Source organism: Halomonas sp. Y3 (genome assembly GCF_024137965.1).
GTDB classification, from domain to species: domain Bacteria; phylum Pseudomonadota; class Gammaproteobacteria; order Pseudomonadales; family Halomonadaceae; genus Halomonas; species Halomonas mongoliensis.
The window spans coordinates 942,156-962,439 of sequence record NZ_CP099975.1 but is presented as its reverse complement, the minus strand read 5'-3'; the positions used below and the strand labels follow the sequence as shown (position 1 = coordinate 962,439).

General features: G+C 67.8%; 17 protein-coding genes. 4 read left to right on the top strand and 13 right to left on the bottom strand.

The window, feature by feature from the left end; genetic code table 11:
• Positions 1-18 precede the first annotated feature (18 nt).
• Positions 19-402 (bottom strand): DUF4168 domain-containing protein, encoded by a 384-nt coding sequence (locus NHL60_RS04570; RefSeq protein WP_253449538.1) that lies wholly within the window; start codon positions 400-402, stop codon positions 19-21.
• 308 nt (positions 403-710) lie between these two features.
• Between NHL60_RS04570 and NHL60_RS04565 the strand changes: the two genes are divergently transcribed.
• Complete coding sequence (locus tag NHL60_RS04565) at positions 711-1,643, top strand: DMT family transporter (RefSeq protein ID WP_253449535.1); 933 nt, start codon at positions 711-713, stop codon at positions 1,641-1,643.
• Here the strand turns inward: NHL60_RS04565 and fdhF are convergent.
• The 5 genes from fdhF to NHL60_RS04540 all read right to left on the bottom strand — a co-directional run bounded on the left by fdhF (position 1,603) and on the right by NHL60_RS04540 (position 9,148).
• The gene (gene fdhF, locus NHL60_RS04560; protein WP_253449532.1) at positions 1,603-4,449 is read right to left on the bottom strand and encodes a formate dehydrogenase subunit alpha; all 2,847 of its coding nucleotides are present in this window, start codon (positions 4,447-4,449) and stop codon (positions 1,603-1,605) included. The two genes, NHL60_RS04565 and fdhF, sit on opposite strands and share 41 nt — an antisense overlap.
• An 11-nt stretch (positions 4,450-4,460) precedes the next feature.
• On the bottom strand, positions 4,461-6,179 hold the full coding sequence (locus NHL60_RS04555; RefSeq protein ID WP_253449529.1) for an NADH-ubiquinone oxidoreductase-F iron-sulfur binding region domain-containing protein: 1,719 nt from the start codon (positions 6,177-6,179) through the stop codon (positions 4,461-4,463).
• A gap of 109 nt (positions 6,180-6,288) precedes the next feature.
• Positions 6,289-6,993, bottom strand: a complete 705-nt coding sequence (mtgA, locus tag NHL60_RS04550; RefSeq protein ID WP_253452004.1) for a monofunctional biosynthetic peptidoglycan transglycosylase — start codon at positions 6,991-6,993, stop codon at positions 6,289-6,291.
• A 111-nt stretch (positions 6,994-7,104) separates the two neighbouring features.
• Complete coding sequence (gene fghA, locus NHL60_RS04545) at positions 7,105-7,962, bottom strand: S-formylglutathione hydrolase (RefSeq protein ID WP_253449526.1); 858 nt, start codon at positions 7,960-7,962, stop codon at positions 7,105-7,107.
• A gap of 76 nt (positions 7,963-8,038) precedes the next feature.
• A complete protein-coding gene (locus NHL60_RS04540) occupies positions 8,039-9,148 on the bottom strand; it encodes an S-(hydroxymethyl)glutathione dehydrogenase/class III alcohol dehydrogenase (RefSeq protein WP_253449522.1) in 1,110 nt (369 codons plus the stop codon).
• Between the two features lie 159 nt (positions 9,149-9,307).
• Here NHL60_RS04540 and NHL60_RS04535 point away from each other — a divergent pair, with 159 nt between their 5' ends.
• Positions 9,308-10,249 (top strand): LysR family transcriptional regulator, encoded by a 942-nt coding sequence (locus NHL60_RS04535; RefSeq protein WP_253449519.1) that lies wholly within the window; start codon positions 9,308-9,310, stop codon positions 10,247-10,249.
• 108 nt (positions 10,250-10,357) lie between these two features.
• Here NHL60_RS04535 and NHL60_RS04530 read toward each other — a convergent pair whose 3' ends face one another.
• The 5 genes from NHL60_RS04530 to NHL60_RS04510 form a co-directional block, all read right to left on the bottom strand.
• A complete protein-coding gene (locus NHL60_RS04530; RefSeq protein WP_253449516.1) occupies positions 10,358-11,347 on the bottom strand; it encodes a branched-chain amino acid ABC transporter permease in 990 nt (329 codons plus the stop codon).
• A 2-nt stretch (positions 11,348-11,349) separates the two neighbouring features.
• A complete protein-coding gene (locus NHL60_RS04525; RefSeq protein ID WP_253448753.1) occupies positions 11,350-12,237 on the bottom strand; it encodes a branched-chain amino acid ABC transporter permease in 888 nt (295 codons plus the stop codon).
• Positions 12,238-12,294: 57 nt separating this feature from the next.
• Positions 12,295-13,515 carry an ABC transporter substrate-binding protein gene (locus tag NHL60_RS04520; RefSeq protein WP_253448752.1) on the bottom strand — a complete coding sequence of 407 codons (1,221 nt, stop codon included), beginning with the start codon at positions 13,513-13,515 and terminating at the stop codon, positions 12,295-12,297.
• Positions 13,516-13,604: 89 nt separating this feature from the next.
• A complete protein-coding gene (locus tag NHL60_RS04515) occupies positions 13,605-14,297 on the bottom strand; it encodes an ABC transporter ATP-binding protein (protein WP_253451963.1) in 693 nt (230 codons plus the stop codon).
• 62 nt (positions 14,298-14,359) lie between these two features.
• Positions 14,360-15,133, bottom strand: coding sequence for an ABC transporter ATP-binding protein (locus NHL60_RS04510; RefSeq protein ID WP_253449513.1), 774 nt, complete (start codon positions 15,131-15,133; stop codon positions 14,360-14,362).
• Between the two features lie 349 nt (positions 15,134-15,482).
• On the opposite strand from NHL60_RS04510, the gene NHL60_RS04505 reads away from it, so the two are divergent.
• Positions 15,483-16,139 (top strand): hypothetical protein, encoded by a 657-nt coding sequence (locus NHL60_RS04505; RefSeq protein ID WP_253449510.1) that lies wholly within the window; start codon positions 15,483-15,485, stop codon positions 16,137-16,139.
• 94 nt (positions 16,140-16,233) lie between these two features.
• Here the strand turns inward: NHL60_RS04505 and rpoD are convergent, their stop codons facing one another.
• On the bottom strand, positions 16,234-18,084 hold the full coding sequence (rpoD, locus tag NHL60_RS04500) for an RNA polymerase sigma factor RpoD (protein WP_253449507.1): 1,851 nt from the start codon (positions 18,082-18,084) through the stop codon (positions 16,234-16,236).
• Positions 18,085-18,109: 25 nt separating this feature from the next.
• Here rpoD and NHL60_RS04495 point away from each other — a divergent pair, with 25 nt between their 5' ends.
• Positions 18,110-18,307: a hypothetical protein gene (locus NHL60_RS04495; protein WP_253449504.1), complete on the top strand. Its 198-nt coding sequence runs from the start codon at positions 18,110-18,112 to the stop codon at positions 18,305-18,307.
• Positions 18,308-18,338: 31 nt separating this feature from the next.
• Here NHL60_RS04495 and dnaG read toward each other — a convergent pair whose 3' ends face one another.
• On the bottom strand, positions 18,339-20,186 hold the full coding sequence (dnaG, locus tag NHL60_RS04490) for a DNA primase (RefSeq protein ID WP_253449501.1): 1,848 nt from the start codon (positions 20,184-20,186) through the stop codon (positions 18,339-18,341).
• Positions 20,187-20,284 lie beyond the last annotated feature (98 nt).

The following is a 20,284-nucleotide window of genomic DNA, read 5'->3' as shown; positions in this document are numbered from 1 at the left end:
TTCAGGAAGGGCGCAGCCTTATGACTGGGCCATCTCCTGGACGCGCTGCATCAGCTCGGGATCCTGCTGGATCGCCTGGCCGATGGCGTTGAAGGTATCCACGTCGAGACCGCTCTCCTCGACCACTTCGACCATCTTGTCGTTGGCTTCCATGCGCACCTCCTGCTGGGAGGCTTCGTCCTCGGCGGCGTGCAGGCGCTCGGTATACTCCTGGGAGATCACGGCGATCTCCTGGGAGGCGTCGGCAAACTGCTGGAGCTGCTCATCGGAGAAGTCCATGGCCGGGGCAGCGGCCTGGGGCTGCTCGGGGGCGGCCGCCGGATCCTGCTGGGCGTGGGCGGTGGCGGACATCAGGCCGGCGCTGAGCAGGGCGGCAGAGAACAGAGCAGTCATCCGTTTCATGAATACCTCCAGAGGGGCGTTGCGTGTATGTGGGGAGTGTGACGGCGATGAGTGCCTCGCGTTCACAATTTTCTTGTAATAGCTGGAAACATGAAGTGCGCCCAGCGTTACATTCGTACCTAAAAAGCGACACCCTGAGTCATCGCTTCGCCATCAGGCCCGGCATGGGCGGCTTCGAGGCATCGCCGGCGAATGGGAATAACATTCATTCCCCGGGAGAGCCTCCGGCAGCCTGCCGGGGGCTAGGCGAAACTCGAGCGGCGCAGTATGGTCAGTGGCTCCCCTTTTAACTGACATGGACGTTCCAGATGCCCCCCGCTCCTGCTTCCCGTGCCGCCGGCCTGTGGCTCGCCGCCATGCCGCTGCTGTTCGTCGTGCTGTGGAGCACCGGCTTCATCGGTGCCAAGTTCGGCCTGCCCTACGCCGAGCCCTTCACCTTCCTGTTCATCCGCTTCGCGCTGACCCTGGCACTGCTGGTACCCCTGGCCCACTGGCTCTCCGGGGAGTGGCCCCGGGGCGCCCGGCTCTGGGGCCATATCGCCATCTCCGGCCTGCTGGTCCACGGCGCCTACCTGGGCGGGGTCTTCTACGGCATCTACCTGGGCATGCCGGCGGGGCTCGCCTCGCTGCTGGTGGGGCTACAGCCGCTGCTCACCGCGGCGCTGGCCGGCCCCCTGCTGGGCGAGCGGCTGGGCGGCCGCCAGTGGCTGGGGCTGGTGCTGGGCCTGGTGGGCGTGGCCCTGGTGCTGGGCGGCAAGCTGGACCCGGGCGAGGCGCTCTTCCAGGGCTTCGGCGCCGGCGCCCTGCTGGCCATCCTGGTGGCCCTGGCCGGCATCTCCGGCGGCACCCTCTACCAGAAGCGCCACTGCACCGGCATGCCGCTGCTCTCCGGCACCGTGGTGCAGTACCTGGCGGCGGGGGCGGTGCTGGGGCTCGGCGCCCTGCTCTTCGAGGAGCGCAGCGTGACCTGGACCCCCACCTTCGCCCTCACCCTGGGCTGGCTGGTGCTGGTGCTGTCGATCGCCGCCATCCTGCTGCTGATGGCGCTGATCCGGCGCGGCGAGGCCTCCCGGGTGGCGAGCCTCTTCTACCTGGTGCCGCCGGTGACCGCCCTGCAGGCCTGGTGGCTCTTCGACGAGGCCCTGCCGCCCATCTCGCTTGTCGGCATGGCCGTCGCCATCACCGGGGTGGTGCTGGTGGTCAGGGGGCAGCCCGCGACAGTCGGCAGGCGGCGTACTTGAACTCGGGGATCTTGCCGAAGGGGTCCAGGGCCGGGTTGGTCAGCAGGTTGGCCGCCGCCTCCACATAGGCGAAGGGCACGAAGACCATGCCGTCGGGCATCCACGGGTCGCTGCGGGCCGCAAGGGTGATCTCGCCGCGGCGGGTGACGATGGTGATCGCCTCCCCCGGCGCCATCCCGAGGCGGTTGAGCTCCCCCGGCGAGAGGCTGGCCGTCGCCTCGGGCTCCAGGGCGTCGAGCACGCTGGCGCGGCGGGTCATGGCGCCGGTATGCCAGTGCTCCAGCAGCCGCCCGGTGGTCAGCACCGTAGGGTAGTCGGCGTCGATGGGCTCGTCCGGCGGCAGCGGCCGGGTGGGGGCGAACCTGGCCCGGCCGCCGGCCCGGGGGAAGGCGTCGCTGAAGACCACGTCCTGGCCCGGGGCGTCCTCGGCGGGGCAGGGATAGGTCACCGAGCCCTCCCGCGCCAGGCGCTCCCAGGAGATGTTGTCCAGGGAGGGCATGCCGCGCTTCATCTCGGCGAACACCTCGCTCGGGTGGGCGTAGTCCCAGGCCAGGCCGAAGCGCCGGGCGATCTCCTGGATGATCCACCAGTCGGGCTTGGCCTCTCCCGGCGGCGCCACGGCGGCGCGGCCCAGCTGCACCTGGCGGTTGGTATTGGTGACCGTACCCTCCTTCTCCGGCCAGGCGGTGGCCGGCAGGATGACATCGGCGAACTGGGCGGTCTCGGTGACGAACAGATCCTGCACCACCAGGTGCTCCAGGGCCGCCAGGGCCTGGCGGGCGTGATTCAGGTCCGGGTCGGACATGGCCGGGTTCTCGCCGAGGATATATATGCCGCGGACCTGGCCGGCCAGGATGGCATCCATGATCTCCACCACGGTGAGCCCGGGCTCGGGGTCGAGTTCGGCGCCCCAGAGCTCCTCGAAGGCGGCGCGCAGCTGGGCGTCGGCCACCGGCTGGTAGTCGGGCAGCACCATGGGGATCAGGCCCGCATCCGAGGCGCCCTGGACGTTGTTCTGGCCGCGCAGCGGGTGCAGGCCGGTGCCGGGTCGGCCGGTCTGGCCGCAAGCCAGGGCCAGCGAGATGAGGCAGCGGGCGTTATCGGTGCCGTGGACGTGCTGGGAGATGCCCATGCCCCAGAAGATCATCGCCCGCTCGGCGGTGGCGTAGGCGCGAGCGATCTCGCGGATGGTCTCGGGGGCCACGCCGCACAGGCCGCTCATCGCCTCGGGGGTCATGTCCACCACGCTTTGCCTGAGCGCCGCGAAGCCCTCGGTATGGGCGTCGATATAGGCCTGGTCGTAGAGCGCCTCGTCGATGATCACATTGAGCATGGCGTTATAGAGCGCCACGTCGCCGCCGGGGGAGAAGCGCAGGCTGCGCCAGGCGTAGGCGTCCAGCGCCTGGCCGCGGGGGTCGAGGATGATCAGCCGGGTGCCGCCCCTCGCCGCCTGCTTGAAGTAGGTGGCCGCCACCGGGTGGTTCACCGCCGGATTGCAGCCGGTGAGGAGCACCACATCCGCCTCGAGCGCCTGCATGAACGACGCCGTCACCGCTCCCGAGCCCAGGCACTCCATCAGCGCGGCCACCGAGCTGGCGTGGCAGAGCCGGGTGCAGTGGTCCACGTGGTTGGAGCCGAAGCCCGTGCGCACCAGCTTCTGGAAGAGCCAGGCCTCCTCGTTGGAGCACTTGGCGCTGCCGAAGCCGGCCAGCGCCCCGGGGCCATGGGCCGACTTGAGGTCGACGAGGCCGCGGGCGGCGAGCGCCAGCGCCTCCTCCCAGCTGGCCTCGCGGAAGTGGGTGAGCGGCCTTACCGGATCGAAGTCGGGGTCGAGCCCCTTGGCCACGCCGTCCCGGCGGATCAGCGGCCGGGTGAGGCGCGCCGGATGGTTGGGGTAGTCGAAGCCAAAGCGTCCCTTGACGCAGAGTCGCCCCTGGTTGGCGGGGCCGTCCCTGCCCTCGACAAAGAGGATCTGCTCATCCTTGACGTGGTAGCTGAGCTGGCAGCCCACCCCGCAGTAGGGACAGACGGAGTCCACGGTGCGGTCGGGCGCGGCGGGGGCGCCGCGGCCCGCCTCGTCGATCAGGGTCGCCGGCATCAGCGCCCCGGTGGGGCAGGCCTGGACGCACTCGCCGCAGGCCACGCAGGTGCTCTCCCCCATGGGGTCGTCGAAGTCGAAGACGATCTTCGCCGCCGCCCCGCGGTGGGCCAGGCCGATGACGTCGTTGCCCTGCACCTCGCGGCAGGCGCGCACGCAGAGCCCGCACTCGATGCAGGCGTCGAGGTTGACGTTCATCGCGGTATGGGAGGCATCCTGTAAGCGCTGCGCCTCTCGGGAGCGCACATGGTGAACGGTGGGCGCGGCGCGCTCCGCCCGGGCGGGCAGCCGCTCGCCCACCGCCGCGGCGTCGATGGCCAGCGCTTCGGCCATGGCCCAGAAGTGGCTGGCGCGGTCGGGGCTCGCCTCCCGCTCGGGCTGGTCGGCGAGCAGCAGCTCCATGACGGACTCCCGCGCTTCGCGGGCGCGCGGGGAGCTGGCGCTCCTCACCACCATGCCGGGAGCCGCCTCGCGGATACAGCTGGCGGCGAGCACCCGCTCTCCCTCGACCTCCACCATGCAGGCGCGGCAGTTTCCGTCGGCCCGATAGCCCGGAGCGTCCTTGAAGCAGAGGTGGGGAATGGTCTCGCCGGCACGCTTGGCCACCTGCCAGAGGGTCTCGCCGGGTCGGGCGCTCACCTCGACGCCGTCCAGGGTCAGGGTAAAGGTCTCGGGGTTCGGGGTCTGAGTGGTCTGCATGGTCTGCATGGTCTGCCTCCCTACCCTTTCACGATGAGGTTCTGGGCTTCGAGTTCGCCGCGAAAGTCCCGCAGCAGGCTCAGCACCGGGTTGGGCGCCGCCTGGCCCAGGCCGCAGATGGAGGCGTCCATCATCACCCGGGCGAGGCGCTCGAGCGCCTCGACGTCCCACTCGTCGCGCTCGAGCAGGGTCAGCATCTTCTCGGTGCCGACCCGGCAGGGCGTGCACTGGCCGCAGGATTCGTCGGCGAAGAAGGCCAGCAGATTAGCGGCCACGGCGCGCAGATCGTCCCGGTCCGAGAGCACGATGATCGCCGCCGAACCGATAAAGCAGCCGTGCTCCTGGAGCGTATCGAAGTCCAGCGGGAGATCCGCCTTGCCGGCCGGGAGTATGCCCCCCGAGGCGCCGCCCGGCAGGTAGCCCGCGAGGCAGTGCCCCTCGGCCATGCCGCCGCAGTACTCCTCGAGCAGCTCGGCCAGGGTGATGCCGGCGGGGGCCAGGTGCACCCCGGGCCGCTTGACCCGGCCGGAGACCGAAAAGCTGCGCAGCCCCTTGCGCCCGTGCCGGCCCTGGCTCGCGAACCAGTCGGCGCCCTTCTCGTGGATCAGCGGGATCCAGTAGACCGTCTCGACATTGTTGACCAGGGTCGGCCGATCGAAGAGCCCCCGCTGGGCCACGAAGGGCGGCCGGTGGCGCGGCTTGCCGGGCTTGCCCTCCAGGGACTCGATCAGCGCCGACTCCTCGCCGCAGATGTAGGTCCCGGCGCCGCGGCGCAGCACCACGAAACCGGGAGCGACCAGGCACGCGGCCTCGAGCTCGGCGATCGCCTCGGCGAGCACCCGGCGCAGCCCGGGATACTCGTCACGCAGATAGATATAGAGGGCGCTGGCCTCCACCGCCCAGGCGCTGACCAGGGCCCCCTCCAGGAAGCGGTGCGGCTCGCGCTCGAGATAGACACGGTCCTTGAAGGTGCCGGGCTCGCCCTCGTCGGCGTTGATCACCGCGTAGCGGGGGGCGGGCTCGGCGCGCACCGCCTGCCACTTGCGAAAGGTAGGGAAGCCCGCCCCGCCCAGGCCGCGCAGGCCGGCGCGCTCGAGCCCATCGAGCAGGGCCTCGACGCCCACCTCGCCGGCACGACACCGGGTCAGCAGCGCGTAGCCGCCGGTGGCGCGGTAATCGGCCAGGCGCTGCCAGAGGATCGCCTCGGGATGGGTGTGGCCGGTATCCACCACCGCCTCGACCCCCTCGGGGGTGGCGTAGAGCACGTGGTGGTGCCCCACCTCGACCACCGGGGCGGTGTCGCAGCGCCCCATGCAGGGGGCGCGCACCACCCGCACCGCCTCCGGGTCAAGGCCCGCCGCCAGCCGTTCGCGCAGCGCCTCGGCGCCGGCCAATTGGCAGGAGAGCGAATCGCAGACCCGCACCGTGACCTCCGGCGGCGGCGCCTCGCCGTCGTGGACCACGTCGAAGTGGGCATAGAAGGTGGCGGTCTCGTAAATGGCCGCCATGGGCAGGTTCATGTAGGCGGCAAGGGCCCGCAGCTCCACCAGGGAGAGGTGGCCGTGGGCATCCTGGATGGCGTGCAGGTGCTCGATCAGCAGGTCGCGGCGACGCAGCTCCGGCCGCTCGCGCTCATCGCCAAGCAGCAGCCTCAGGGCGGCCAGCGCCACCGGCGCCAGCTCGCGACCGCGAGGCCTGCTGCGGCGGCGGCGCTGGGGGGGAGCGGAGGGTTCGGCCATGGCGGACTCCTGGTCTGAAGGGGCGAAGCGCTGCGCTGTTGGTTCCCGGCTTACTGGGCTGGCGCCCTCGGCCTGACGGCAGACTGACACCTTCAGCTTGGCTTGTTGGCTACAGCCTTTCCAGGTAGGTCGCTCCACCCAGGTTATTCATCTGCTGGCGGATCCAGACGCTGCGCCGCTCCACGTGGGGACTGGGGCGCGCCGCATCCCAGCCTCGCGGGTTGGGCAGGATGGCCGCCAGGCGGCTGGCCTGCACCGCATTGAGCTGGCTGGCCGAGATCCCGAAATAGTGCTGGGCGGCCGCCTCCAGGCCGAACACCCCGCTGTCCCACTCGGCGATGTTCAGATAGACCTCGAGAATGCGCTGCTTGGGCCACAGGGTCTCGATCAGCAGGGTGAACCAGGCCTCCAGGCCCTTGCGCGTCCAGCTGCGCCCGGTCCAGAGGAAGAGGTTCTTGGCGGTCTGCTGACTCAGGGTGCTGGCCCCGCGCAGCCGCCCGCCGGCGCGGTTGGACTCCCAGGCGCGGCGCATCTCCACCAGGTCGAAGCCGCGGTGCTCGGGGAAGCGCTGGTCCTCAGCGGCGATCACCGCCAGCTTGGCATGGTTGGAGAGCGCCTCCCAGGGCTGCCACTGGTGGCGAATCTCCAGTGGCTCCCTGGCGATCCAGGACTGGACCTTGCGCTCCACCATCACCATGGAGCCGAATACCGGCGCCTCGCGGAAGAGCAGCACCAGCAGCACCGAGAGCACCACGAAGCCCAGCAGGGCTCGCCACAGCCAGCCCCAGAGTCGTCCCCCCCATGCCGCTACCATCTTTCTCACCACTGCCGCTCGCCCCTGTGCGCCGAAAACCCTGACACCAGTATACGGCCTTGCCCGGCGGGGAGACGAGCGGCAGACGCTGTCTCAACGGCTCCCGGCGCCTCACCGCTTCCTGTACAGCCGCTCGGCGTGATAGCGCAGGTGGTCCTCGATAAAGGAGGCGATAAAGTAGTAGCTGTGGTCGTAGCCGGGCTGGCGGCGCAGGGTCAGCGGATGGTCGTGCTCGGCGCATATCGCCTCCAGCCGCTCGGGCCGAAGCTGCTCCTCGAGGAAGTCGTCGGCCTCGCCCTGGTCGATGAAGAGCGGCTGGCTGGAGGCGCCCCGGGCCACCAGCTCGCAGGCGTCGTACTGGGTCCAGTTGCCGCGATCCTCGCCCAGGTAGCCGCTGAAGGCCTTCTGGCCCCAGGGGCAGTCGGACGGGTTGACGATGGGGGCGAAGGCCGATACCGAGCGGTAGTGGCCGGGCCGACGCAGGGCCATGATCAGCGCCCCATGGCCGCCCATGGAGTGGCCGCTGATGGACTCGCGGCCGTTCACCGGGAAGTGCTGGCGCACCACCGAGGGGAGCTCCTCGGTAACGTAGTCGTACATGCGGTAGTGCTTCTTCCAGGGCGCCTGGGTGGCGTTGACGTAGAAGCCGGCACCGCTGCCGAAGTCATAGCTGTCGTGCTCGCCGGGCAGGTCGGTGCCCCGGGGGCTGGTGTCGGGGCAGATGATGGCGATACCCAGCTCCGCCGCCAGGCGCTGGGCACCGGCCTTCTGCATGAAGTTCTCGTCGGTGCAGGTGAGACCGGAGAGCCACCACAGCAGGGGCACCCGCTCGGTCTCGGCCTGTGGCGGCAGGTAGATGGCGAAGACCATCTCGCAGTCCAGCGCCCGGGAGCGGTGGCGGTAGCGCTTGTGCCAGCCACCGAAGCTCTTGTTGGCCGATACCAGCTCCAGGTTCTCGGTCATGGTCATGGTTGGGTCTCCTGGCGGCCGGGACGCCTGTCCCGGCCGCACTTTCAGGGATAAGGGGCTACGCGGCGCATGGCGCTCAGTAGTGAAGCACGGTGCGGATGCTCTCACCCCGATGCAGCAGATCGAAGGCCTCGTTGATCTTCTCGAAGGGCAGGTCGTGGGTGATGAAGTCGTCGATATTGAGCTCACCCTTCATGTACTGGTCCACGTAGCCCGGCAGCTCCGAGCGCCCCTTGACGCCGCCGAAGGCGGAGCCCTTCCAGACCCGCCCGGTGACCAGCTGGAACGGGCGGGTGGAGATCTCCTCGCCGGCACCGGCCACGCCGATGATGATCGACTCGCCCCAGCCCTTGTGGCAGCACTCCAGCGCCGAGCGCATGACGTTGACGTTGCCGATGCACTCGAAGGAGTAGTCGACGCCGCCGTCGGTCAAATCGACGATCACCTGCTGGATGGGGTCGCCGTACTCCTTGGGGTTGACGAAGTCGGTGGCGCCGAACTGCTCGGCCAGCTTGAACTTCTCGGGGTTGATGTCGATGGCGATGATGCGCGACGCCTTGGCCATCACCGCCCCCTGGATCACGGCGAGGCCGATGGCGCCGAGGCCGAAGACGGCGACGGTGGCGCCCGGCTCCACCTTGGCGGTGTTCATGACCGCGCCGATGCCGGTGGTCACGCCGCAGCCCAGCAGGCAGATCTTATCCAGGGGCGCCTCCTTCGAGACCACCGCCAGCGACACCTCGGGGAGCACGGTGTACTCGCTGAAGGTGGAAGTGCCCATGTAGTGGTGCAGCATCTTGCCTTCCAGCGAGAAGCGGCTGGTGCCGTCGGGCATCACCCCCTTGCCCTGGGTGGCGCGCACGCTGCCGCAGAGGTTGGTCTTGCCGGAGAGGCAGAACTTGCACTTGCCGCACTCCGCGGTATAGAGCGGGATGACGTGGTCGCCGGGGCGCACGCTGGTGACCCCTTCCCCCACCTCCTGGACGATGCCGGCCCCCTCGTGGCCCAGCACCGCCGGGAAATTGCCCTCCGGGTCGGCGCCGGAGAGGGTATAGGCATCGGTGTGGCAGACGCTGGTGGCGGCGATCTTCACCAGCACCTCGCCGGCCTTGGGCCCCTCGACATCGAGCTCGACGAGCTCCAGGGGCTTGCCCGCTTCCAGGGCGACGGCGGCGCGTGACTTCATGGTGGCTCTCCTCGTTCAGGGAATCATCTCTTTCAGTCTAGGCAAGAGTGCCCAACGAGATAAACTGCACCAAAGGCACGACATTATTGCCACACAGCAACAATCAGCCTACGCCGCCCCCATCGGCCCGTCCATATCCCGTCACCGGAAGGAGCGATCATGCAGCGCTGGGACCGTGTTGAAGCCTTCGTGGAAGTGGTGCGCCTGGGCAGCTTCGCCGCCGCCGCCCGGGAACTCTCCGTCTCGCCCTCCCACGTCAGTCGGCTCGTGGCCCAGCTCGAACAGCAGCTCGGTACCGCCCTGCTCTACCGCACTACGCGCCAGACCCACCTGACCGACGAGGGGCGGCTCTATTTCACCCACTGCCGCCAGCTGTTCGACGGCTTCCGCGAGGCCGAGGCGGCCCTTAGCGACCTCCAGGAGCGCCCTCGGGGCCTGCTCAGCCTCACCTCGGCCACCACCTTCGGCGAACGCTTCATCGCCCCCCTGGTCAACGACTTCCTGCTGGCCCACCCGCGCCTCGAGGTGCGCATGCATTTCACCAACCGCCAGGTGGACATCATCGACGAGGGCTTCGATATCGCCATCCGCATGGGGCGGCTGGAGGACTCGAGCCTGGTGGCCCGTCGGCTCTGCGAGCGGCGCGAGTACGTGGTGGGAGCACCAGCCTACTTCGCCCATGTCTCCCAGCCCCACGCCCTGGCGGAGCTCTCCCGCCACCGCTGTCTGATCGGCACCCGAGACCACTGGCGCTTTGCCGTGGAAGGCGTACGTCGCGAGGTAAGGGTATCCGGAGCATGGCGCGCCAACTCGGGTCCTGCCCTGCTGGATGCCGCCCTCAAGGGGCTGGGCCTGGCCCAGCTGCCCGACTACTACGTGGAGGAGCACCTGGCCAGCGGCGCCCTCATTTCGGTGCTCGACGCCTATCGCCATGACGACACTGCCGTCTGGGCGGTCTTTCCACGCCACCGCCAGCGCTCCCCAAAGGTACGCCAGTTCATCGATCATCTGGTGGCGCATCTGCCCAGCAGCCTGCCAGGACGAACCGGCACCGGTGCGGGCAGCGGCGTGATGGCCTCGAGCTTTCTCTGGCACCGGTGAGCGCCGCGCCAGGCGCACCAAAAAAGGCGCCCCATGGGGCGCCTGAAGGTAGAAGTGAAGAGTATGGTCGGGGGCCTCGGCGTTGCGCGACCGGACGCCCCTTGCCGGCTACTTGAAGTTCTTGCGGTAGGACTTGAGGATCTCGCCGACGATGCCGCTGCGGAAGCTCAGCACGCAGATCACGAAGATCACCCCGAGGATCGGTCCCACCCAGTTGCCCAGGGGCGACTGCGCCAGCATGTGCTGCAGGCTGACCACGATGCCAGCGCCCACCACCGGGCCGAACAGGGTGCCCACCCCGCCCAGCAGGGTCATCAGGATCACCTCGCCGGACATGTGCCAGTGGGCGTCGGTCAGGGAAGCGAGCTGGAAGACCACCGTCTTGGTGGAGCCGGCCAGGCCGGCGAGGCCCGCGGAGAGGACGAAGGCCACCAGCTTGTAGGCATCGACGTTGTAGCCCAGCGAGATCGCCCGCGGCTCGTTCTCGCGAATCGCCTTGAGCACCTGGCCATAGGGCGAGTGCACCGCACGCTGGATCAGGGCGAAGCCGAACAGGAAGATGGCGAACACGAAGTAGTACATCGCCAGGTTGCTGCGCAGGCTGATGATGCCGAACAGCTCGCCCCGCGGTACCCCGTGCAGGCCGTCCTCACCGCCGGTGAAGGGCGACTGGACGTAGACGAAGAACACCAGCTGGGCCAGCGCCAGGGTCACCATGGCGAAGTAGATGCCCTGGCGACGGATCGACAGGGCACCGAACACCGCCCCCAGGGCCACGGCGACCAGGGTGCCGGCGATGATGCCAAGCTCCGGGGTCAAGCCGGGATAGCTGGCCAGCAGGTAGCCGGTGATATAGCCGCCGGTGGCCAGGAAGGCGGCATGCCCGAAGGAGAGCAGCCCCGCATAGCCGAGCAGCAGGTTGAAGGCGCAGGCGAAGAGCGCGAAGCAGAGCACCTTCATCAGGAACACCGGGTAGGCGACGAAGGGCGCCACCAGGCCGATGCCGATCAGCACCAGGTAGAAGACGTTGCGGCGCATATCGGCGCGCCGCTGGCGCTTCATGGAGGGGGGCAGCGTCTGGGTCTGGGTCGCGGACATGGTCATGCCTCCTTGCCGAACAGGCCGGCGGGTCGCAGCAGCAGCACCAGTATCATCACCAGGAAGATCACGGTGTTGGCCGCCTCGGGGTAGTACACCTTGGTCAGGCCCTCGATCAGCCCCATGCCGAGGCCAGTGAGCACAGCGCCAAGGATCGAGCCCATGCCGCCGATCACCACTACCGCGAAGACCACGATCAAGAGGTTCGAGCCCATGGTGGGCGACACCGGGTAGAGCGGCGCGGCCAGCACCCCGGCGAAGGCAGCCAGGGCCACGCCGAAGCCATAGGTGAGGGTGATCAGGAGCGGCACGTTGACGCCGAAGGCCTGCATCAGCGCCGGGTTCTCGGTGCCGGCGCGCAGATAGGCACCGAGACGCGTGCGCTCGATCATGTACCAGGTGAAGAGGCAGACCGCGATGGCCGCCACCAGCACGAAGGCGCGGTACTTGGGCAGGAACATGAAGCCGGTCTGGAAGCCGCCTTGCAGCAGCTCGGGGGTCGGGTAGCGAGCGCCCGAGACGCCGAAGAAGTTGACCAGGGTCCCCTCGAAGATCAGCGCCAGGCCGAAGGTCAGCAGCAGGCCGTAGAGGTGGTCCAGATGGGCGATGCGGCGCAGCATGGTGCGCTCGAGCAGCATGCCGAACAGGCCGACGATCAGCGGCGCCAGCAGCAGCGCCGTCCAGTAGTTGATGCCCAGGTAGCGCATGCCGAGCAGGGTGGCGAAGGCCCCCAGCATGTACATGGCGCCGTGGGCGAAGTTGACGATCTTCAGCAGGCCGAAGATCACCGCGAGGCCCAGGCTGAGCAGGGCGTAGAAGGCACCGTTGATCAGGCCGAGCAGGAGCTGGCCGAGGAACACCGCCAGCGGCACCCCGAATATCATCGTCATGTCAGGAATCTCCCGTCAGAGGGGGCGGCGGCTCACGCCGCCGCCGGTCTGCTCGCTTCAGTTCTGCACCAGCTTGCACTGGCTCTCGGAGAGCGGACGGTACGCCTCCTCGGCGGGGATGGTGGAGAGGATCTCGTAGAGGTCCCACTCGTGCTCGGACTCGGCCGGCGACTTCACCTGGGCCAGGTACATGTCGTGAACCATGCGGCCGTCCTCGCGCAGGCGACCGTTACGGGCGAAGAAGTCGTTGATCTCTTGCCCCATCATGTACTCGCGCACGGTGGCCGGGTCATCGCTGCCGGTGGCCTCGACGGCCTGCAGGTAGTGCATGGTGCTGGAGTAGATGCCGGCCTGGACCATGGTCGGCATGCGACCCACGCGCTCGTAGTAGCGCTCGGACCACTCCCGGGACTCGTCGTCCATGTTCCAGTACCAGCCGGTGGTCAACAGCAGCCCCTGGGTATCCTCGAGGCCCATGGCGTAGACGTCGTTGAGGAAGACCAGCAGACCGGCGAGCTGCTGGCCAGCCTGGACCACGCCGAACTGGCTGGCGGTCATGATGGAGTTGACGGTATCGGAGCCGGCGTTGGCCAGGCCGATGATCTTGGCGCCGGAGCCCTGGGCCTGGAGGATGTAGGAGGAGAAGTCGTCGGTGGGGAAGGGATGGCGCACGCCCCCAATGATCTCGCCGCCGGCTTCCTCGACCACGCGGGTCACATCGCCCTCCAGGGCGTGGCCGAAGGCGTAGTCGGCGGTAAGCATGAACCAGCTGTCACCGCCCTGCTCCACCACCGCGCGAGCAGTGCCGTTGGCCAGCGGGTAGGTGTCATAGACCCAGTGGATATGATTCGGGGTGCAGTGCTCGTTGGTGATGCTCGAGGCGGCGGAGGCGGAGACGATGCCGAAGCTGTTGTTCTCCTCCAGCACGCGGGTCACGGCGATGGTCACCGAGGAGGCCACCAGGCCCGCCACCATGTCGACATTGCGAGTGTCGATCCATTCGCGCACGGTGCTGGCGCCCACGTCGGCGCTGTTGCGGTCGTCGGCGCTGAACACCTGGATCGGTGCGCCGTTGACGTTGCCACCGAAGTCCTCGACGGCCATGCGCAGCGCCTCGAGGCCGCCGGGGCCGGCCAGATCGCGGTAGGTGCCGGACATGTCGGCCAGGTAGCCGATGCGCACCTCGCCGTCACTGATCTCGGCCTGGGCGGTGGTGGCCATGGCGGCGGTGGCGGCCAGGGCGACGGCGGCGGTAAGGCTCTTCTTGATGAAGGTCATGTGATTCTCCTCTGCCCCGAGGCGGGGCTCTTGTTGTTGTTACGACAGTTGTTGCATTCGTTGTTGCCGCGGCGAGGAGCAGCGGCGGCTCATACGCCCAGCAGGGTATGCAGGTGCTCGCGCCGGCTCGGCAGCTCCGCCGCCGAGATCTCCTCGACGATCATCCCGTGATCCATCACGAAGTGGCGGTCGGCCAAGGGGGCGGCAAAGCGGAAGTTCTGCTCCACCAGCACGATGGTCATGCCGCGCTCCTTGAGCTTGACCAGCACCTCGCCCAGCTTCTGGACGATGACCGGCGCCAGCCCCTCGGTGATCTCGTCGAGCAGCAGCAGCCGCGCCCCGGTGCGCAGGATCCGCGCCATGGCCAGCATCTGCTGCTCGCCCCCGGAGAGCCGGGTGCCCTGACTGCGCCGCCGCTCGTAGAGATTGGGGAACATCTCGTAGATCTCGTCGATCGACATTCCGCCGGAGCGCACCGTGGGCGGCAGCAGCAGGTTCTCCTCGACGTCGAGGCTGGCGAAGATGCCGCGCTCCTCGGGGCAGTAGCCAATGCCCAACCGCGGGATGCGGTGGGCCTTCATGCCCAGGGTCTCGTTGCCGTTGATCATGATCGAGCCGGTGCGCCGGCCGACCATGTTCATGATCGACTTGAGGGTGGTGCTGCGCCCGGCGCCGTTGCGCCCGAGCAGGGTCACCAGCTCGCCACGCTTCACATTGAAATCGACGCCGTGGAGGATATGGGACTCGCCGTAGAAGGCGTGCAGGTCGCTGACCCGGAGCATCTCGGCGCCATCGTTGTCCTGGTACTGGAGCGCCGGGTCCTGCACCGCTTGGGCTGCCTGATTCATGCCGTGGCCTCCTCTTCCGCCGCTTCGCTGCCCATGTAGGCCTCCTTGACCCGCGGGTCGGCGGAGACGGTGGCGTAGTCGCCCTCGGCCAGCACCGCGCCGCGGGCCAGCACGGTGATGCGGTCGCACAGCCGGCTCACCACGCTGAGGTTGTGCTCCACCATCAGCACGGTGCGCCCGCGGGCCACGCGGCGGATCAGCTCGACGATGCGATCGACGTCCTCGGCGCCCATGCCCTGGGTCGGCTCGTCGAGCAGCATCATGGTCGGGTCCATGGCCAGGGTGGTGGCCACTTCCAGGGCGCGCTTGCGGCCGTAGGGCATCTCCACGGTGAGCACGTCGGCATAGTCGCGCAGCCCCACCTCCTCGAGCAGCTCGATGGCGCGGTCGTTGAGGTGGTCGAGGGTGCGCTCGGACTTCCAGAAGTGGAAGGAGGTGCCCATGGGACGCTGCAGCGCCACGCGCACGTTCTCCATGGCGGTCATGTGGCCGAACACCGCGGAGATCTGGAAGGAGCGCACCAGGCCCAGCCGGGCGATCTCGTTGGCCTTCATGCCGGTGATCGGCTTGCCGCGGTAGAGGATCTCGCCGCGGGTGGGCGGCAGGAACTTGGTGAGCAGGTTGAAGACCGTGGTCTTGCCGGCCCCGTTGGGGCCGATCAGGGCATGGATATGCCCCTCCCGGATCTGCAGGTTGACATCGTCCACGGCGGTGAAGCCGCGAAACTCCTTGGTCAACCCGCGAGTTTCCAGTATGAACTCCTGGGTCATGTGACGTCCTCTCTGGATCGCAGAAGCGATCCGCCGTTATTGCTGTTGTCGTTGTTGTGCGCCGTTGTCGTTGTTATGGCCATCTCGGCAGCGGACTGGCCGATGCGTCTTCGCGTTCGGCACTTTACGTTAACGTAAGCTAGAGGAGTCGAGACGTCACGGCAATAGCCTGTTGGGCATGACTCGACCAATGGCGTAGCTCCAGGCTTTTCAATAGCTTGAAAACAAACCGTCCAGCTGATACAGAGCCTTGAAAAGAAAGAAGTTTACCCATCCATGGGCAGCATGAGACCTAGGTAGTAGAATACATGCAATCATGAATGTCTCGACCCGGAAGTCCCTACACGCCATGTCTCAGCCCCTCTCTCCCGGCCAGCCCTGGCCGATCGGCTTCACCGCTACCTGCCTGCGCGCCACCCTCTATATCCTGCTGGTCGCAGGGCTTGCCCAGGGCGCCTATATCGAGGCGCTGCACTTCCCCGAGGTGCGCTTCTCGGAGTACGGCTTCACCGAGCTCGCCCAGAGCGCGGTGCTGCTCACGGCGTCGCTGCTGCTGCTCTATACCCGCCAGGTGCTGAAGGTGCTGCCCACTGTCACCCTGCTGATGTTCGCTTTCACCTTCAGCTCCTTTATCCGGGAGCAGGACTACTTCCTGGATACTCGGGTGGCCTACCATACCTGGAAGGTGCTGGTGGCCCTGGTGATAGTGCCGATCCTCTTCTGGGTGATCCGCGAGCGCAAGCGCTTCGTCGAGGAGTTCGCCAGCTACGCCAACAGCTTCTCCTTCGGCCTCTTTGCCGCAGGGGTGCTCACTACCTACGTCTTCTCGCGCCTCTACGGCCGCCAGGACTTCTGGATGGCGGTCATGGAGGAGCACTATGTGCGCACCTTCAAGGACGCCGCCGAAGAGGTGGTGGAGCTGCTCGGCTATGCGCTGATCCTGATCGCGGTCATCGAGCTGACCCTGCTCGCCCGGCGCTGGGCCCTGGCCCGTCGCAAAGGCTGATCCGGACGTCCCGGAAAGCAAGAAGCCCCGCAGGCACTGCCTGCGGGGCTTCTTCGTTACGGCGGGGCATTCGACCCGAGCCTGCTCCCTGACGCTATTCGTCGAGGAAGGAGCGCAGCGGCTCGGAGCGGCTGGGATGACGCAGCTTGCGCAGCGCCTTGGCCTCGATCTGGCGGATCCGCTCGCGGGTGACATCGAACTGCTTGCCGACCTCCTCGAGGGTGTGGTCGGTGTTCATGTCGATGCCGAAGCGCATGCGCAGCACCTTGGCTTCCCGAGCGGTGAGCCCACCCAGCACGTTGCGGGTCGCCTCGATCAGCCCCTCGCCGGTGGCGGAATCGATGGGCAGGATCATGGTCCCGTCCTCGATGAAATCGCCCAGGTGCGAGTCGTCGTCGTCACCGATGGGCGTCTCCATGGAGATCGGCTCCTTGGCGATCTTGAGCACCTTGCGCACCTTGTCTTCCGGCATCTCGAGACGCTCACCCAGCTCCTCGGGGGTAGGCTCGCGGCCCATCTCCTGAAGCATCTGCCGGGAGACCCGGTTGAGCTTGTTGATGGTCTCGATCATATGCACCGGAATACGGATGGTGCGCGCCTGGTCGGCAATGGAGCGAGTGATCGCCTGGCGAATCCACCAGGTGGCGTAGGTGGAGAACTTGTAGCCGCGGCGATACTCGAACTTGTCCACCGCCTTCATCAGGCCGATGTTGCCCTCCTGGATCAGGTCCAGGAACTGCAGGCCGCGGTTGGTGTACTTCTTGGCGATGGAGATCACCAGACGCAGGTTGGCCTCCACCATCTCCTTCTTGGCACGACGCGCCTTGGCCTCACCGATGGAGAGGCGACGGTTGACCTCCTTGATCTCGGTCACCGGCAGACAGACCATCTCCTCCTCGAAGGCGATCTTGCGCTGGGCGCGCTGGATATCGGCGCGCAGCGGCTCGAGGCGATCGGCATACTTGGGATGCTCGCCGGCGAAGCGGTCCAGCCACTGGGGGTCGGACTCGCTGCCCGGGAAGGCCTTGATAAAGGTCTTGCGGGGGATGCGCGCCTTCTTGACGCAAAGCTGCATCACCGCCTTCTCCTGGGCGCGCACCTGCTCGACGCTGATCCGCACCTGGTTGACCAGGCGCTCGAAGTGCTTGGGCACCAGCTTGATCGGCGAGAAGAGCTCGGCCAGTCGCGCCAGCTCCTCCTGGGCCTCCTTCGAGCCGCGACCGTGGGCGGCGATGGCGGCATGGGCGGCGGCGTTCTGCTCGCGGATCTGCTCGAAGCGGGCGCGGGCCTCTTCCGGGTCCGGGCCACCCTCGTTGGAGGAGGTGTCCTCCTCCTCATCATCGTCCGACCCGTCGCCCTCATCGTCGAGCTCATCGCTGATCTCGGGCTCGGGCGGCTCCGCCTCGGCCACGCCGGGAATGCCTTCGTCGGGGTCGATAAAGCCAGAAAAGAGGTCGGAGAGGCGGCCAGGGGCCTCCTCGTCCTGGGTGGTATCATAGGCGTCGAGGATCGACTCCACCGCACCGGGCAGGTAGGCCAGGGCGGACATCACCTCCCGGGTACCCTCCTCGATGCGCTTGGCGATCTCGATCTCGCCTTCGCGGGTCAGCAGCTCCACCGTGCCCATCTCGCGCATGTACATGCGCACCGGGTCGGTGGTACGGCCCACGTCGCTCTCCACCGCGGCCAGGGCCGCCACGGCCTCCTCGGCGGCAGACTCGTCGGTGGAGTGATCCGACATCATCAGGGTGTCTTCATCGGGGGCTTCCTCAACGACGCTGATACCCATGTCGTTGATCATGCCGATGATGTCTTCCACCTGATCGGGGTCGGCGATATCCTCGGGAAGGTGGTCGTTGACCTCGGCATAGGTCAGGTAGCCCTGTTCCTTGCCGCGCGCGATCAACTCCTTCAGACGTGACTGCTGCTGCGCATTTCCAGCCATAGAAACCCTATCTCGACGAAGAAGAATGAAGCACCTGAAGCGCTGGGTGGAGAAAAGTCGTGAAGCCGAACAGTATAGCGGCAGAAAGCACCTTCCTGCCAGTTCGATCTATTTGCGCGGTCATTCAGGTGTGTTAAGTTGTCTGGTTACGCCGGTGCCAAGCGCCCTCTCCTATGTGGGGATGGTAGGAGAAAAATCAACCCTGGCGCCAGCTAATCGTTAGAAAGCAGGCGAATGCCCTATTGACCTTACGGTCAGCGATGCAGTTCGGTCAGCAGCACCATCAGGCGCTGCTTCTCCTCCCTGGAGAGCCGCTCCCCCGCCTTCTCCCTGGCCAGCAGCGTATCGATCTCTTCCTGAGGCGAGCGCCGCTCCCGGTGCCGAAGAAAGTGCGACACCAGCCCCTCCAGTTCGGCGCCCCGCGCCGGCCTCGGGATCAGCAGCTCGCGCCGCGCCAGCGCCGCCAGCCGCTCTCCCTCCGGCGTGCCGTGGAAGTGCGCCAGCAGCACCTGGGCGCTGCGGTAGCGCCCGGCACGCAGCAGGCGGATCACCTCGCGACACAGGCGCCCGTCGGGATCCTCCTCCGGGCACCAGTCGTCTGCCTTCGGCAGCTGGGCCACCAGCTCGGGCTCATGCACCAGCAGCTGCAGCGCCCGAGCCGCCAGGCTCAGGGAGCCGCTGCGGCGTGCCGGCGGCGCACGCTCGCCGAGCGGCGGCGCCTCCGGCATCTCGCCCGCCGCCTCCCCCATCGGCGCCGATTCCCCCGGCCCCGCAGCCGGCTCGGGAGCCGCCTGACGGGAGCGAGCCAGCAGGGTGGCAAAGCTCGACGCCTCGACCCCGGTACGCCGCGAGAGCTCGCTGAGCATCAGCGACTTCAGCACCCCCTCCGGCAGCCTCGCCAGCGCCGCCAGCACCTGACTGGCGTAGCGTTCGCGATCCTCGATCCTGGCCAGGTCGCGCCCCGCCGCCGCCTGGTCGAAGAGAAACTCCGACAGCGGGCTGGCGCAGGTGATGCGATCCTGGAAGGCCTCGGCCCCCTCCTGGCGCACCAGGGTATCCGGGTCCTCCCCCTCGGGCAGGAACAGGAAGCGCGCCTGGCGTCCGTCGATCATCAGCGGCAGCACCGTCTCCAGGGCCCGAGCCGCCGCCTGGCGGCCGGCGCGGTCACCGTCGAAGCAGAACACCACTTCGCTCACCATGCGAAACAGCCGGGTCAGGTGCTCCTCGCTGGTGGAGGTGCCCAGGGTCGCCACGGCGTTGCGGATGCCGAACTGAGCCAGGGCCACCACGTCCATGTAGCCCTCGACGATCACCACCCGCTCCAGACGGTGGTCGGCCTGGCGCGCCTCGTAGAGCCCGTAGAGCTCACGCCCCTTGTGAAACACCGGCGTCTCGGGCGAGTTGAGATACTTGGGCTTGGCATCGCCCAGCACCCGGCCGCCGAAGCCGATGGTGCGCCCCTTGATATCGCGGATCGGAAACATCACCCGATCCCGGAAGCGGTCGTAGGTGCGCCCGCTCTCCTCCCGGTGCACCAGCAGGCCATACTCCACCTGCACCGCCTCACCGACGCCGCGTTCGGAGAGGTGTCGCTTGAGGGCCTCCCAGCCGTTCGGCGCATAGCCGACCCCGAAGGTCTGCTGTACCTCCGGCGAGAGCCCGCGGCGCTCGAGGTATTCCCGAGCCCCCTGGCCTTCCGGCATCTTCAGCCGCTCGCGAAAGAAGCTCGCCGAGAGCTCCAGCAGGTTGACCCCCTCCTTGCGCTTGCGCTCACGGGCCTGGGCCCGGGGATCGTCGGCGCCCTCGCGAGGCACCTCCAGCCCCAGCCGGCCGGCGAGCTGCTCCACCGCCTCGGGGAAGCGCAGCTTGTCATACTCCATCAGGAAGCGCAGGGCGTTACCGTGGGCACCGCAGCCGAAGCAGTGGTAGAACTGCTTGTCGGCGCTGACGGTAAACGACGGCGTCTTCTCCTGATGAAAGGGGCAGAGCCCGGAGTAGTTGCGGCCCGCCTTCTTGAGCTTGACGCGCTCGCCCACCACCTCGACCACGTCGACGCGGGCCAGCAGGTCATCGATAAAGCGCTGGGGAATCTGTCCTGCCATGGGGTCGGATCACCTCGACGACTGGCGATGCGATCGCGGCGGGTCGCCGGCACCAGTGGGCCAACGCCCCGGAAAAAACAAGCGGCCACCGGATGGCG